Origin of the sequence: Streptomyces sp. IBSBF 3136, assembly GCF_036815105.1 — a bacterium.
GTDB lineage: Bacteria > Actinomycetota > Actinomycetes > Streptomycetales > Streptomycetaceae > Streptomyces.
The window spans coordinates 1-13,638 of sequence record NZ_JAJSZC010000013.1 but is presented as its reverse complement, the minus strand read 5'-3'; the positions used below and the strand labels follow the sequence as shown (position 1 = coordinate 13,638).

Annotated in this window: 12 protein-coding genes and 2 pseudogenes; 9 read left to right on the top strand and 5 right to left on the bottom strand. The window is 73.7% G+C overall.

All coding sequences use genetic code 11. The features are described from left to right. Positions 1 to 45: 45 nt before the first annotated feature. Positions 46 to 612, top strand: a complete 567-nt coding sequence (locus V7E45_RS04710; protein WP_333772785.1) for a YceI family protein — start codon at positions 46 to 48, stop codon at positions 610 to 612. Between the two features lie 120 nt (positions 613 to 732). On the opposite strand, the pseudogene V7E45_RS04705 reads toward V7E45_RS04710, so the two are convergent. Further along, positions 733 to 914 (bottom strand): annotated as a pseudogene (locus tag V7E45_RS04705) (GntR family transcriptional regulator); the annotation flags it as partial. Here V7E45_RS04705 and V7E45_RS04700 point away from each other — a divergent pair. Both V7E45_RS04700 and V7E45_RS04695 read left to right on the top strand, forming a co-directional pair. Further along, positions 898 to 1,569 (top strand): annotated as a pseudogene (locus tag V7E45_RS04700) (GntR family transcriptional regulator). The pseudogenes V7E45_RS04705 and V7E45_RS04700 overlap by 17 nt on opposite strands. Before the next feature lie 76 nt (positions 1,570 to 1,645). Then, entirely contained in the window at positions 1,646 to 2,101 is a 456-nt protein-coding gene (locus tag V7E45_RS04695; protein WP_333772784.1) for an SRPBCC family protein, read from the top strand. A gap of 701 nt (positions 2,102 to 2,802) precedes the next feature. Here V7E45_RS04695 and V7E45_RS04690 read toward each other — a convergent pair. Next, positions 2,803 to 3,099, bottom strand: a complete 297-nt coding sequence (locus V7E45_RS04690) for a GYD domain-containing protein (protein ID WP_333772783.1) — start codon at positions 3,097 to 3,099, stop codon at positions 2,803 to 2,805. Between the two features lie 218 nt (positions 3,100 to 3,317). On the opposite strand from V7E45_RS04690, the gene V7E45_RS04685 reads away from it, so the two are divergent. Further along, positions 3,318 to 4,346, top strand: a complete 1,029-nt coding sequence (locus tag V7E45_RS04685) for an MBL fold metallo-hydrolase (protein ID WP_333772782.1) — start codon at positions 3,318 to 3,320, stop codon at positions 4,344 to 4,346. A gap of 7 nt (positions 4,347 to 4,353) precedes the next feature. Here V7E45_RS04685 and V7E45_RS04680 read toward each other — a convergent pair whose 3' ends face one another. From V7E45_RS04680 to V7E45_RS04670, 3 genes are all read right to left on the bottom strand, one after another. After that, positions 4,354 to 5,667 carry an MAB_1171c family putative transporter gene (locus V7E45_RS04680; RefSeq protein WP_333772838.1) on the bottom strand — a complete coding sequence of 438 codons (1,314 nt, stop codon included), beginning with the start codon at positions 5,665 to 5,667 and terminating at the stop codon, positions 4,354 to 4,356. Further along, positions 5,667 to 6,266 carry a hypothetical protein gene (locus V7E45_RS04675; RefSeq protein WP_333772781.1) on the bottom strand — a complete coding sequence of 200 codons (600 nt, stop codon included), beginning with the start codon at positions 6,264 to 6,266 and terminating at the stop codon, positions 5,667 to 5,669. Before V7E45_RS04675 ends, V7E45_RS04680 begins: the two co-directional genes overlap by 1 nt. Positions 6,267 to 6,452: 186 nt before the next feature. Beyond that, complete coding sequence (locus tag V7E45_RS04670) at positions 6,453 to 7,082, bottom strand: XRE family transcriptional regulator (RefSeq protein WP_333772780.1); 630 nt, start codon at positions 7,080 to 7,082, stop codon at positions 6,453 to 6,455. Between the two features lie 249 nt (positions 7,083 to 7,331). Here V7E45_RS04670 and V7E45_RS04665 point away from each other — a divergent pair, with 249 nt between their 5' ends. The 5 genes from V7E45_RS04665 to V7E45_RS04645 all read left to right on the top strand — a co-directional run bounded on the left by V7E45_RS04665 (position 7,332) and on the right by V7E45_RS04645 (position 13,485). Beyond that, entirely contained in the window at positions 7,332 to 8,378 is a 1,047-nt protein-coding gene (locus tag V7E45_RS04665) for a hypothetical protein (protein ID WP_333772779.1), read from the top strand. A gap of 335 nt (positions 8,379 to 8,713) precedes the next feature. After that, positions 8,714 to 9,946 carry a prenyltransferase/squalene oxidase repeat-containing protein gene (locus V7E45_RS04660; RefSeq protein ID WP_333772778.1) on the top strand — a complete coding sequence of 411 codons (1,233 nt, stop codon included), beginning with the start codon at positions 8,714 to 8,716 and terminating at the stop codon, positions 9,944 to 9,946. Beyond that, a complete protein-coding gene (locus V7E45_RS04655) occupies positions 9,943 to 10,611 on the top strand; it encodes an SCO2322 family protein (RefSeq protein WP_333772777.1) in 669 nt (222 codons plus the stop codon). Before V7E45_RS04660 ends, V7E45_RS04655 begins: the two co-directional genes overlap by 4 nt. Further along, positions 10,604 to 11,788 (top strand): CbiQ family ECF transporter T component, encoded by a 1,185-nt coding sequence (locus V7E45_RS04650; RefSeq protein ID WP_333772776.1) that lies wholly within the window; start codon positions 10,604 to 10,606, stop codon positions 11,786 to 11,788. Before V7E45_RS04655 ends, V7E45_RS04650 begins: the two co-directional genes overlap by 8 nt. Then, the gene (locus tag V7E45_RS04645; protein WP_333772775.1) at positions 11,785 to 13,485 is read left to right on the top strand and encodes an ABC transporter ATP-binding protein; all 1,701 of its coding nucleotides are present in this window, start codon (positions 11,785 to 11,787) and stop codon (positions 13,483 to 13,485) included. Before V7E45_RS04650 ends, V7E45_RS04645 begins: the two co-directional genes overlap by 4 nt. Positions 13,486 to 13,638 lie beyond the last annotated feature (153 nt).

The following is a 13,638-nucleotide window of genomic DNA, read 5'->3' as shown; positions in this document are numbered from 1 at the left end:
GGCCGGTTGGCCGGTTGGCCGGTTGGCCGAGCGTAGGCTGGAATCATGGCCACGGCAGCAGGCGAGTACATGATTGGCAAGCAGGTCGGTCGGTTGCTGGTGCGCACCGCTCGCCAGGGCGTGGCCGCAAGGGTCGGACATGACCTGCTCATCGAGGCCACCGAGTGGGAAGGTCACGTCACGGTACCGGCGGACCCCGCAACCCAGCCGACGGCGGTGTCCGTACGCGTGGACCTGGGCGCGCTGAAGGTCCTGGAAGGCACCGGCGGGGTCAAGCCGCTCAGCGACGGCGACATGCAACAGATCCAGCAGACGATGCACAAGCTGCTGCGTGTCGATCGGCATCGATATGCGACCTTCGCTTCCACAGGCGTGGAGATCCACGACGACAGCGCAAGCGTTGAGGGAGATCTGACTCTGGTTGGGCAGACCCGTCCGCTCCGCTTGGAGGTACGACAGCGAGACGACGGCAGCGTCGAGGGTGCCGGTAGCGTGGTGCAGTCCCAATGGGGCATCAAGCCGTACTCGGGCTTCTTCGGCGCCCTCAAACTTCGCGACGCCGTCGCCATCGAGATCACCACCGGTCTTCAGGAGATTGATGGACCAGGCTGACGGCAACGACGGCGAACCCGTGCGACCGCCAGCGGAATCACTCACAGCCGCCCAAGCCCAGTCCGGGGAGTGTGCCCGCATTTTCTGGGATCGGGCCCGACCCGCGCAGCGGAGGCCCGGCACGGTGACACGCAGGGCCGCTTCAGCAGCGGTCCCTGGGTCCAGCGTCCCCCATCCGCCGACGTGCACGATCTTGCGTGGTGGGCGGCGAACAAAGTTCCCCTTGCCGTAGATCTTCTCGAGCCTTCGCCCTGGAGGACCGCGAGGGCGCGCCGCAGTGTCACCGTGCTGACTTTGTGGCGGATCGGCCAGGAGTGCGGCGTGGGCGAGAACGTCGTCCGCCGTGCGCAGGAGCTGCTGATCGCCCAAGGTGTGCTGGAAGGCCGTGCCGGGTCGGGCACGTACGTCGCCTAGCCCCGGAAGCGGGGTGCGGGTCGTCCGGTCATCGGCCCGGGAACAGCCCAGCGGATCGCCGTTCCGTGCGGATATGAAGGCGTGGGCAAGCAAGGTGATTGGGAGAGCCGGACCGATGCCAAGGTCCCGGCGTCGGCGGACATCGCTGCGCGGCTCGGCATCGCCGAGGGTGACCTGTGCGTCCGGACCACGTACGAGTTCCTGGCCGACGGCAGGCCCGTGCAGCTGTCCACGAGCTGGGAGCCGTACGACCTCACCGCCGGCACCCTCGTCGTCCTCCCCGAGGGAGGGCCGCACGCCGGGGCGGGCGTCGTGAACCGCATGGCCGCGATCGGCGTCACGGTCAGCCATGCCGTGGAGCAGCCCGAGCCGAGGCAGGCGACCGCCGAGGAGGCGTCGATACTCGGCGTCCAGAAGGCCAGGCTCGTCACGCACATCCGGCGGACGTACTACAGCGACCAGGGGCGGCCTGTGGAGACGGCCGACATCGTGGTGCCCGCCGCGCACTGCGAGATCGTGTACGAGATCCCGATCAGCCGCTAGAAGTGCTGGGGAGGGGCGACCGGACGGCACGTGCGTCGAGCGCCGGAGCATGAGCGGCAGGGATAGCGTTGACGTTATGGCTGTCGACGTCCTCACCGAGACCGTGATCGCCCGCCCCTGCGCGGAGGTCGCCGCCTATGCCGGGGATCCGACCAATGCGCCGCACTGGTACGCCAACATCGTCTCGGTGCGTTGGCGGACCTCGCCGCCGCTCGCCGCGGGCTCGAAGCTCGACTTCGTCGCCCGGTTTCTCGGACGCACCCTGACCTACACGTACGAAATCGTCGAGTGCTCCCCCGAACGACTCGTGATGCGCACCGCCCAGGGGCCGTTTCCCATGGAGACGACCTACACCTGGCAGCCAGTGAACGCTGCCCATACCCGGATGACGCTGCGCAACCGCGGCGAGCCGTCCGGCTTTGCCAAAGTGAGCGCTCCGATGATGGCTGCGGCTGTGCGGCGGGCGAACGTCAAAGACCTGGCCGCATTGAAAGCGCTGCTGGAAGGCGTCGACGCCACCGACTCCAGCTGACGCTCACCTGGCGAGATCACGGCCGTGCCGCATGGGATGGGTGACAGACGAGCCGCCCCCGCCATTAACGAAGCCCCAGGTCAGGGCTCACCACGCGGACGGGTTTCCATCCACAGGTGGACGTCAGGCAAGATGAGGCGCTTCTTTCCGCCGGACAGCAGCGCTGTCCGGCACGTCCTGGGGGGACTTTCGTGATCATTGCTGTCTCGGACGGGCATGACCCGGCCTACCAGCTCCAGACGAGCTTGCTCACGCTGATCTTTGCATAGCACTCATCAGTGTCGGGCGGACGCTACGGCGAACCGGACGGCTGCCTGCGTATCTCGACTTCAGACAGCAGGCGTCGGGCTCGCTTGTGCCGCGAAGAGGGGAAGAGTGCCGGCGCCATGAAGCTCGGAGCGGCCGCGACAGCCATGGGTGGGTTCTTCCTCTTCGGTACCACGTGCCTTGTACTTGGGGCGCTGCGTGTGCTCGGTCCCTGACGGCAGGCCCTGCCAGAGCGCGCGCCAGCCTCGGGTGAGTGTCTGACTGCGTGACAACGCCAGCAGACAGCGACGGACGGACGCGAACTCCATTGGACCGTCAGCGCAGGTAGGCGGCACACCAGCGCAAGACCGAACACTCACACAAGTTGCTTCGGGACGAAGAGGTCACCGCGCCATGGCCGCCCAGAGCCCACTGTGCGACGTGGTCAGAGATCGTCAGCCAGCCGCCTTGGCGATGATGCGCTCCATCTCCTCTCGATCGAAAGCCCGCAGAGTCGTGGAACGGACGTTGCCCACCCCACCGACCTGCAGGAGTGCTGCAGTGGCAGTTTCGTCGTCGGGCGCCTCGACGATGGCCACGAGGTCGTACGGACCGACGGTCCAGTAGATGCTCAGGAGCTTCGCCCCGAGGTTCTGTACCGCTGAGCCGAAGGCCTCGGCGCGCTTCGCGGTGTCCTTGTAGTTTCGGACCCCTTGATCGGTCCAGCTCAGCAAGGTGACGTACGTCGGCATGTTCTTTCACCTTCACCAGGAGACATATGGCGAGATCAAGTCTGGACATATGCGCTAGAACCTGCACGAGATACGCATCCGAACGAGTAATACGACCGACCACAGGCATCGAGGGGCGAGCTGACCCGCATCAGTCGACTTGAGCACCTATTGAAACCAGTTCTAGTTATAGTGGGCAATGGTCATGGACTGCGGGCGGTGGGGCGGAGGTCCGGGGGATGGCGGAGGCGTTCGATCACGGTGGGGGTGTGCGGTCCGTCCGGGTGCCGATCCCCGACAATCCGCTCGGGCACACGCTGGTGTACGTCGTGGACACCGACCGGGGGCCGGTCCTGGTGGACACCGGCTGGGACGATCCGGCCGGCTGGGAGGCGCTCGCAGCCGGGCTGGCGGCCTGCGGGACGTCCGTCGGCGAGGTCGCCGGGGTCGTCGTCACCCATCATCACCCGGACCACCACGGCCTGTCGGGGCAGGTCCGCGAGGTCTCCGGGGCGTGGGTGGCGATGCACGCGGCGGATGCGGCGATCGTGCGCAGGGCCAGGGAGACCCGGCCGGAGCGTTGGTACGCGTACATGGCGGCCAAGCTGACGGCCGCCGGGGCGCCCGAGGAGCACGTCGCCCCGCTGCGCGCGGCCCGGGGCCGCCGTGCGCTGCCCGGCCTCTCCCCCGCGCTGCCCGACCGCGAGATCGTCCCCGGCGAACTCCTCGACCTGCCGGGCCGTAGGCTGCGTGCGATCTGGACCCCGGGCCACACGCCCGGCCATGTCTGCCTGCACCTGGAGGAGGAGCACCCCGCTCGTCTCCCCGGCCGGGGACGGCTGTTCAGCGGCGACCACCTGTTGCCGCAGATCACCCCGCACATCGGCCTGTACGAGGACCCGGACGACGCCACCGTCACCGATCCGCTCGGTGACTATCTGGACTCCCTGGAGCGGGTGGGGCGGCTCACCCCGGCCGAGGTGCTCCCCGCCCACCAGCACGCCTTCGCCGACGCGTCCGGCCGGGTACGGGAGTTGCTCGCCCACCACGAGGAACGCCTCACCGGCCTGCTCGCGCTGCTCCGCGAACCGCTCACCCCCTGGCGGCTGGCCGAGCGCATGGAGTGGAACCGGCCCTGGTCCGAGATCCCCTACGGTTCGAGGAACATCGCGGTCTCCGAGGCCGAGGCCCATCTGCGCCGCCTGGTCAAGCTGGGACGGGCCGAACCCGTGCCGGGGAGCGAGCCGGTGGCGTACGTGGCGGTGTGAGGCGGGGTCAGCCGAGCAGGTTCTCCGAGTCGGCGGCCCGGGAGGTGAGACCTTCCGCGACGACCGCCTCCCGGCGAAACGCGGCGACGGCCGACGAGTGGAACCGCAGGGCGTGCGCGATGCACTCCAGCTCACCGTCGGACGCGTCGGCGAGCCGCCCGCCTCGCACGGACGCCACGCGATCGGCGCACGTGGAAGGTGAGGCGGGGCCGGGCGGCGGGGCGGGCTCGGCTTCCCCGTCCGGGGTCGCCGGGGCAGCGACCCGTTCGGGGACCGGGGAGCGTAGGGTGGCCGCTGCCGTCAGGATGTCCACCGCGCCCGCGATGCCGCGTGCGGTGGAGTCGGGGTAGCCGGCCGCCGCCGCCGCGCGCCGGGTGCGATCGCGGCGGGACGGATTGAGGTGGGGGCTGAGTCTGAGCAGACCGTCGTTGATGGCGGCCCGGCGCAGCTCCAGGCGGAGGGCGGCACCGCTGACCCGGCCGGTCGCCGGGGCGGCGGGGGCCGCGACGGTCAGCATGGCCTGCCACAGGGGCTTGAGCCGCCGGTGGGTGCGGACCAGGCGCCGGCGCTCCTGGAGGACCGGGCCGGCCTGCCCGACGACGAAGCCGACGGCGACCAGTCCCGCCTCGGCGATGGCGAACGGCGGGGCGGCGTACGTCGACAGCCAGTCCCGGTCCCGGCCGCTGAAGCGGGCGCCGATCGCGGCGAGTTTGGCGATGTCGAAGATGAGCCCGAGCGCGTACGCGACCTGGAGGAGGACCACGGCCCGGCGCAGCCACGCGTCCTCGACCTCCTTGAACCACGCCCACAGGATGCCCGCCGCGACCAGCGTGGAGACCAGGTGCGCGACCAGGTACAGCAGCACGAACTCGCGCATCCAGGGCGTGTTGGCGTAGAAGGTGTCGAGGTCCCGCAGCCGCTCGACGTGGTGGTCACCGAGCAGGAAGCTCGTCCACAGGCCGAGGATGATGGCGGAGTAGACCGTCCAGACCGTACGGGTGCGCCGGCGGCGGACCGCGGACGGCGGCTCGCGCAAGGTGATGATCAGCCACAGACAGGCCCCGCAGTAGGCGGTGAGCAGTGAGTACACCCAGAGACCGGCGAAGTTGGGGACCCCGGTGATCCGGTTGATGCGGTGCAGGTTGGCCGGCGGCAGCGAGGCGAAGACGACCGCGCCGATCCCGAGCAGCAGGGCGGTGGTCCGCAGGATCGGGTCCTGCCAGGCGCGCCGCAGCAGCGGCAGCTTGATCAGGAAGGCCACCGCGAGCAGCGCGGCCGGGACGGCGTAGGCGGTGAACGAGCCGCACGGGTCCCAGCGCATCACGGCCCGCCGATGTTGCCCAGCGAGGACGACAGCCGGCCGGTGAGGGTGTCCTGGGTGGTGCGTCCGGCGGCCGCGCCCGGGCCGACGACCCGGCGGAACTTGGCCGCGAGCCGCAGCCCGCACTCCTCGGCCTCCCACTCCGCCCGGGCCGCCGCCGTCGCGGGTGACCGGGTGGCCATGGCGACCACCTGGTCCCAGGGGACGTCCTCGTCGGCGCGTGCCAGCAGCCGGCGCGCCGCCGCGGGCGTCCCGGCCGGGTGGTGGACGTCCAGCGTCTGGTAGTGGATGTGGCCGATCTCGTGCCCCGCGATGACGAACTTGTGCTCCGCCGGGGCGCGTTCCTCGACCACCACGATGTACTCCTCGTCCAGGGCGAGGGTGATCCCGGAGACGTCGAGACCCGGCGGGAACCCGACGAACTTCAGGCGGACCGGGCGGTCGAGCTGCGGGCCGAGCGTGGCGCAGACCGCGTGCAGGAACGCTTCCGGCCGGGTGGGCGGGGTCAGGGTCCGGGCGGTGTCGCGGACGAGCCGGTCGAGGAACCGCTTCGGCGACCGCGTGGGTCTGCGGGATCTCGGCGATCTGTCGGGGCTCATGCGTCGTCCTTGCGGTCGTCGTCCTTGCGGTCGAGGTCGGCGGGCGTGCGGGCGAACCATAGGACCAGGACGACGGGAATGGCATGTTCCCCGGGAGAGAACGATCGTTTACGGCCAGTGCCGGACCGGGCACGCACCGGCGCTCTCGGGCAGGCGTCGCACCCGTCCGGCGTCCTCGGGCGGGCGTCACGCCCGCGCGGCGCCTCGCAGGTCGGCGGGCTCCCGCGCCGCCCCCGGCTTCCCGGACCGCTCCGAAGCGATGATCATTTCGGCCAGGTCGGCGAGTGTGGCGAGCTGGCGGGCGTTCATCTGCGGGGCGCGGGCGGCCAGCCGGACCAGTCCGCTTTCCCGCAGCCGCAGCAGCGGGTCGGCCTCCGCCTCCAGCCCCTTCAGCACCGGCTGCAACGCCTCGTACAGCGCTTCCTGTTCGTCCGCGGTGAAGAAGCCGGCCGGCAGACCGAAGAACCTGCGCAGCCGGTCGGTGTGTTCGAGGCCCGGCATGCCGCTCTTGCGCCACTCGCTCAGCCACTGCCTGCTGGTGCCGGCGATCCGGGCCAGCTCGTCCAGGGAGTACCGCTTGCCGTCCGCCCTGCGCCGGGTCTCCCGGATGAAGTCCAGTCGCTGACGCACCCGTTGGGACAGGCACGCCTCCGGGGCCCGGCCGCCCGAGAGCAGTTCGACGACGACGCCGACGGGGATGCCGGTGCGGTGCGAGAGGCCGGCCACGTCCAGCGCCTCCGGCAGCCGGCCTGGCCGACCGGTCAGTTCCCCGAGCCGGTCCAGCACGTCGGCCAGCGGGGCGTAGGCGTCACTCACCGAGGTCCCCCCTGGGCGCGTCGTCCGTTCCGTGGCTGAGCTGACGCGAGGCTACCCGGTCACCCGGGTGGCGACCAGACGTGGCAGGGCCGACTGCCGAAACAGGCAGCAATCGTTGACAGTTGAGGGTGCGTTGGGTGAGGATCGGGACACGGAGAGCAAGATCGACCCGCCCCGGGTGCTGCCTATGGGGGAGCAGCATCCGGGGCGTTCCTCTGTCCGCCTTCTCCCCACGAAGGTGAGGCTCCGATGCCGCAGTCCGTCCTCCTGCTCGGGACCGGCCGCCGGGCCGCGTACGACGCGTACCCGCTGGCACGGATCGCGGCCGCCCACCCCGTGGTGCTGGTGGGCACCGACCCGCCCGGCTGGGCCCGCCGGTACCTGGCGGGTCATCTGGCGGCCGACCCCCGCCAGGAGGCCGCAGCCGCGGCGGTGGCGCGGTACGCGGCCCGGCACCGGTTCCGCGGGGTGCTGACCTGGTCGGCGGAGCACCTGCCCGGCGCCGCCCGCATCGCCGCCCGGCTGGCGCTGCCGGGCGTCCCGTACGAGACGGCCGTGGCCTGTGCCGACCGTGCCGCCCTGGCGGCGCTGCTCGCCCGTCACAAGGTGCCGCCGGCCGGCCCGGAGGACACGGAGGGGCTGCTGGTCTCCGCCGAGGCCGTGGTCCTGGACGACGAGGTCCGCATCGCCGCGCTCACCCGTACGACCCCGGGTCCGCCGCCCGCCCGGCAGCCGCTGCGGCACTCCGTGCACGCCCACGACGCCCTGCTGCACAACCCGTTCCTGCGGCAGACGGTGGAGCGGACCGTGCGCGCGCTCGGCCTCGCCCACACCGTGGTCCACGTCGGTCTGCGGCTCACCGAGCGCGGGCCCCGCGTCACGGACGTCGTCCCGCACCTGCCCGGTGACCTGATCCCGCTGCTGGTGGAACGGGCCACCGGCGTCGATCTCGCGCGGGCCGCCGCGGCCCTGGCCACGGGGCGACCGCCGGACGTGACGCCGACCCGGCAGCGGGCGGCCGCGATCCAGTTCGCCTACCCGGCGACGACCGGCCTGCTGACCCACCTCCACCTGGACCCGGCCGCCCGGTACGAGCCGTGTGCCGAGCGGATGGTGCTCACCCGACGGCCGGGGGACGCGGTCACGGCGGCCGCGCACGCGGGCCCGGCCGACCGCCTCGCGCACTGGGTGGCACAGGGCGACGAGCCGGCGCAGTGCGAACACGCGCTGCGCGAGATGGCCCACTACCTGAGCGCGACCGTCACCCCGACGAGCCGCCCGCACGCTGCGGCCTGACGCACCCGCACACCGCCGGCCACCGCCCGTCCTCACCGGGTGACCCCGGTCACGGTCGCCGTGTGCCCACAGCCACCTCTCGGGCCGGGTTCGGCGGCCGGTAAAGTGGCGGAGTCGTCATCACACCCGTACGGGGGGAAGCCGGTGCAATTCCGGCGCTGACCCGCAACCGTGAACCGTCCCCCGGGCGGTGAGCCGGACTGCCCCGGGCGGGACGTTGACCGGCTCGCGTGCGCGACGGCCCGTCGCGCACGGCACCGTCGAGGTTCACGGAGCCGAGCCGCCCGGGGTGGTCCCGCGCGCTGCCGGTTCCCGCAGAGAGGCAGTCGCCGACCATGAACGTCCGCCGCAGCGCCGCGGCTCTCGCCGCCCTGGGTGTGCTGGCCGCAGCCGCGCCCGCCACGGCCGCCGATTCGTCCCCGTCCGCCACCCCGAAGGTGACCGTGCCGGCCGGGTTGTACGGCAAGGCGGACCCGACGTACGACGGCGTCTGGCGCCAGTCGCTGGCGCTGCTCGCGCAGCGGACCGTCGGCTACCGCCCGGCCGCCTCGGCCGTCGACTGGCTGACCGGGCAGCAGTGCGCGGAGGGCGGCTTCGCCGCGTTCCGGGCCGACACCACCAAGCCCTGCGGCGGCAAGGGCGGCGCCCAGCCCGACACCAACAGCACGGCCGCCGCCGTCCAGGCGCTGCAGGCGCTCGGCGGTCACGACACCGAGATACGCAAGGCCCTGGTCTGGCTCTCGGCCAAGCAGAACAAGGACGGCGGCTGGGGCTACACCCCCGGCTCCCCGAGCGACGCCAACTCCACCGGCGTCGTCGCCGGTGCCTTCGCCGGGGCCGGTCAGGACCCCGCGAAGCTGCACCTCGGCGGCAAGATCCCCTACGACCTGCTGGCCAAGTGGTCGCTGCCGTGCGACGGCGACGCGGCCGGAGCGCTCCCCTACCAGCCGGACAAGAAGGGCAAGCTGACCGCCAACGCGGACGCGACGGCGGCCGCCGTGCTCGGCGCCCTCGGCAAGAGCCTCGCGGCCGGGGCCGGCAAGGCACCCGCGCACGGGTACGTCTGCGCCGACTCCGACAAGCCGCTCACCCCCGCGAAGGTGGCGAACAACGCCTCCGCCTACCTGGCGGACGCCCTGCACGACGACGGCCACCTGAAGTCGGCGCTGCCCGGCGCCGAGGACCAGCCCGACTACGGCAACACGGCGGACGCGGTCGTCGCGCTCGCCGCGGACGGCTGGACCCGTTCGGCGAAGAAGCCGTACGCCTGGCTGGAGAAGAACGCGGCGAAGTGGGCGGAGCAGAGCGGCCCGGCCGCCTACGCCGAACTGGTCTTCGCCGCCCACGCGATGGGCGGCGACCCGCGCGACTTCGGCGGTACGGACCTGGTGCGGGCGCTCAACGCGACGGGCCCGGCGCCGAAGGCCGCGAACGCGGAGCACTCCGAGGCGAAGTCGGCCGAGGACGACTCGAACAAGGGCGTCTGGTGGATCGTCGGCGTCGGCCTGGTCGCGGGCATCGGCATCGGGTTCCTGCTCAGCGGCCGGAAGAAGAAGGCGCGGTCGTGACCGCCGTCCGCCGTGCCGCCGCCCTGCTGGCCGCCGTGCTCCTCGTGCCGGCGGGCGCGGCCCAGGCGCATGCCGCCGGGTACCGCTACTGGTCGTTCTGGGAGCGGGACGGGGCCCGGTGGACGTACGCCACCCAGGGCCCGGCGACCGCGCGCCCCGACGACGGCAGCGTGCAGGGCTTCCGGTTCGCGGTGAGCGAGGACTCCGCGGACGCGAGCCGGCCGCGCGGCGCGGCGGACTTCGGCACCATCTGCGCGGGCACCCCGGCCCGGCCGGGCCACAAACGCGTCGCGCTGGTCCTCGACTTCGGCACCCCGGCGGACGCGCCGTCCGGTGAGACGCCCCCGGCCCGCCGCACGGCGTGCGCCCGGGTGGCCGCCGACGCCACGGCGGCGGACGCCCTGGCGGCGGTCGCCAAGCCGCTGCGCTACGACACCAACGCCCTGCTCTGCGCGATCGCCGGCTACCCGCACGAGGGCTGCGGGGAGCAGGTGTCGGCCGGGAAGGAGCCGGCCGCCGGCGCCGGCGGGAAGTCCGGCTCGGACGCGGACCACAAGTCCGGTTCCGACGGCGGTCCCTCGCTGGGCCTGCCGATCGGCGCGGCGGTGGTCGCGCTGCTCGCCGGCGCGGCCGTCTGGCAGGCGCGGCGGCGCGGGAATGCGTAGCGGCGCCCGTGACCGCGCGCGGCCCACGGCCGGTCGCGCGGTCCGCGGCTCCACCGGGGCGGCCGCCGCTGCCGCCCCGGCCGCCGCCCGGGGGCGGCGCCCGGCGCCCCTGCACCCCGGTGCCTGGTGGCTCTGGTCGCTCGCTCTGGGCACGGCGGCCACCCGCACCACCAACCCCCTGCTCCTCGCGCTCCTCATGGCCGCGGCCGGCTATGTGGTGGCCACCCACCGCTCGACGGCCCCCTGGGCCCGCTCCTACACCGCGTTCGCCAAGCTCGCGGTCGCCGTGCTCGTCGTCCGTCTCGCCTTCACGGTCGTGCTCGGCTCCCCGATCCCCGGCTCGCACATCCTGTTCACCCTGCCCGAAATCCCCCTCCCGCACTGGGCCCGGGGCATCAGGCTCGGCGGCGCGGTCAGCGCGGAGGCCCTGCTCTTCGCCGGGTACAACGGTCTCAAGCTCGCCGCGCTCCTCGTCTGCGTCGGTGCCGCCAACGCCCTGGCCGCCCCGGCCCGGCTGCTCAAGTCGCTGCCCGGGGCCCTGTACGAGACGGGGGTGGCCGTGGTCGTCGCGCTCACCTTCGCGCCGCACCTCGTCGCCGACGTCCAGCGGCTGCGCGCCGCCCGCCGGCTGCGCGGCCGCCCGGACCGCGGCGTACGGGGGCTGCTCCAGGTCGGACTGCCGGTCCTGGAGGGCGCGCTGGAACGCTCGGTCGCCCTGGCCGCCGCGATGGACGCCCGCGGCTACGGCCGCACCGCCGACGTCCCCGCCCCCGTGCGCCGCACCACGACCGCGCTCACCCTCGGCGGACTGCTCGGCGTGTGCGCCGGCACGTACGGCCTGCTCACCGCGGAGGGCGGCAGCTACGGGCTGCCGGTGCTGCTCGCCGGGGTCGCCGCCGCGCTCGCGGGCCTGCGCCTGGGCGGCCGCCGCGCCCCGCGCACCCGGTACCGGCCGGAGCCGTGGGGTGCGCACGCCTGGCTGGTCGCGGGCTCCGGCGCCGCCGTCGCGGCGCTGCTCACGCTCGCCTCCGTGCGCGATCCGGGCGCGCTGAACCCCGGCGTCGTCCCGCTGGCCGCCCCCACCCTGCCGCTGTGGCCGGCCGCCGCCGTCCTGCCGGCCCTGCTGCCGGCCTTCGTCGTACCCAAGGAAACCCCGGACCCCGAGGAGCCGTCGTGATCCGCTTCGAGGAGGTCGCCGTCTCGTACGAGGGAGCGGCCCGACCGGCCGTGCGGGACGTGGACTTCGAGGTGCCCGAGGGCGAACTGGCGCTGCTGGTCGGCCCGTCCGGGGTCGGCAAGTCGACCGTACTGGGCGCGGTCAGCGGGCTGGTCCCGCACTTCACCGGCGGCACCCTGCGCGGCCGGGTCACGGTGGCCGGCCGGGACACCCGTACCCACCGGCCGCGCGAACTCGCCGACGTGGTGGGCACGGTGGGCCAGGACCCGCTCGCACACTTCGTGACGGACACGGTGGAGGAGGAACTCGCCTACGGCATGGAGTCGTTGGGGATCGCCCCGGCGGTGATGCGGCGCCGGGTCGAGGAGACCCTGGACCTGCTGGGCCTGGCCGGTCTGCGGGACCGCCCGATCGCCACGCTCTCCGGCGGGCAGCGCCAGCGGGTGGCGATCGGCTCGGTCCTCACGCCGCACCCGCGGGTGCTGGTGCTGGACGAGCCGACCTCGGCGCTCGACCCCGCGGCGGCGGAGGAGGTGCTGGCCGTCCTGCAGCGGCTGGTCCACGACCTCGGTACGACGGTGCTGATGGCCGAGCACCGGCTGGAGCGGGTGATCCAGTACGCCGACCGGGTCGTGCTGCTGCCCGCACCGGGCGCGGCCCCGCTGCACGGCGACCCGGCCGAGCTGATGGCCGTCTCGCCGGTGTACCCGCCGGTGGTGGACCTGGGCCGGCTGGCCGGCTGGGCCCCGCTGCCGCTGACGGTACGGGATGCCCGCCGCCGGGCCGCCGGCCTGCGCGAGCGGCTGACCGGGAGCACCCCGCCGGCCGCCCCTGCCCCCGGGAGCGCCGTCCCGGCCGCCTCCGCACCGGCCGGGCCCCGCGCGTCCGTGCCGGCGCCCCGCCGCCGGCTGTTCCGGCGGCCGGCCGCGGGTCCCGGCGCCTCCCCGCGGGTCGCCGAGGTCCGCTCGCTGTCGGTGCGGCGGAGCCGGATCACCGCCCTGCGGGAGGTCGACCTGACGGTGGCGCCCGGCGAGACGGTCGCGCTGATGGGCCGTAACGGCGCGGGGAAGTCCACCCTGCTCGGCTCGCTGGTCGGGCTGGTGGAGCCGAGCGCGGGCACGGTCCACGTCGGCGGTGCCGTACCGCACCGCACCGCGCCGCCCGACCTGGTGCGCCGGGTCGGTCTCGTGCCGCAGGAGCCGCGCGACCTGCTGTACGCGGACACGGTGGCCGCCGAGTGCGCGGCCGCCGACCGGGACGCGGGGGCCGAGCCCGGCACCTGCCGGGCCCTGGTGTCCGGGCTGCTGCCGGACATCACCGACGACACCCATCCGCGCGACCTGTCGGAGGGGCAGCGCCTGGCGCTCGCGCTGGCGGTCGTGCTGACCGCCCGGCCGCCCCTGCTGCTGCTCGACGAGCCGACGCGCGGTCTGGACTACGCGGCCAAGGCCCGCCTGGTCGCGGTGTTGCGCGCGCTGGCCGCCGAGGGCCACGCGATCGTGCTGGCCACGCACGACGTGGAGCTTGCGGCCGAGATCGCGCACCGGGTGGTGCTGCTCGCCGACGGCGAGGTGATCGCGGACGGCCCGACGGCGGAGATCGTGGTCTCCTCACCGTCGTTCGCCCCGCAGGTCACCAAGATCCTGGCCCCGCAGCGCTGGCTGACGGTGGCCGAGGTACGGGAGGCCCTGGCATGACGACCGCGCACACCCCGCGCCCGGACCGCACCGGTGGCGTGGGCGACGCCCGCCGCGCCGACAGCGCGCACGGCACCCGGGGCATGGTCCGCGGGGACCACACCGCCTCCCCCGGCCCCGCTGCTCCCCTCGGCGCAGCCGACGCCTCCGGCC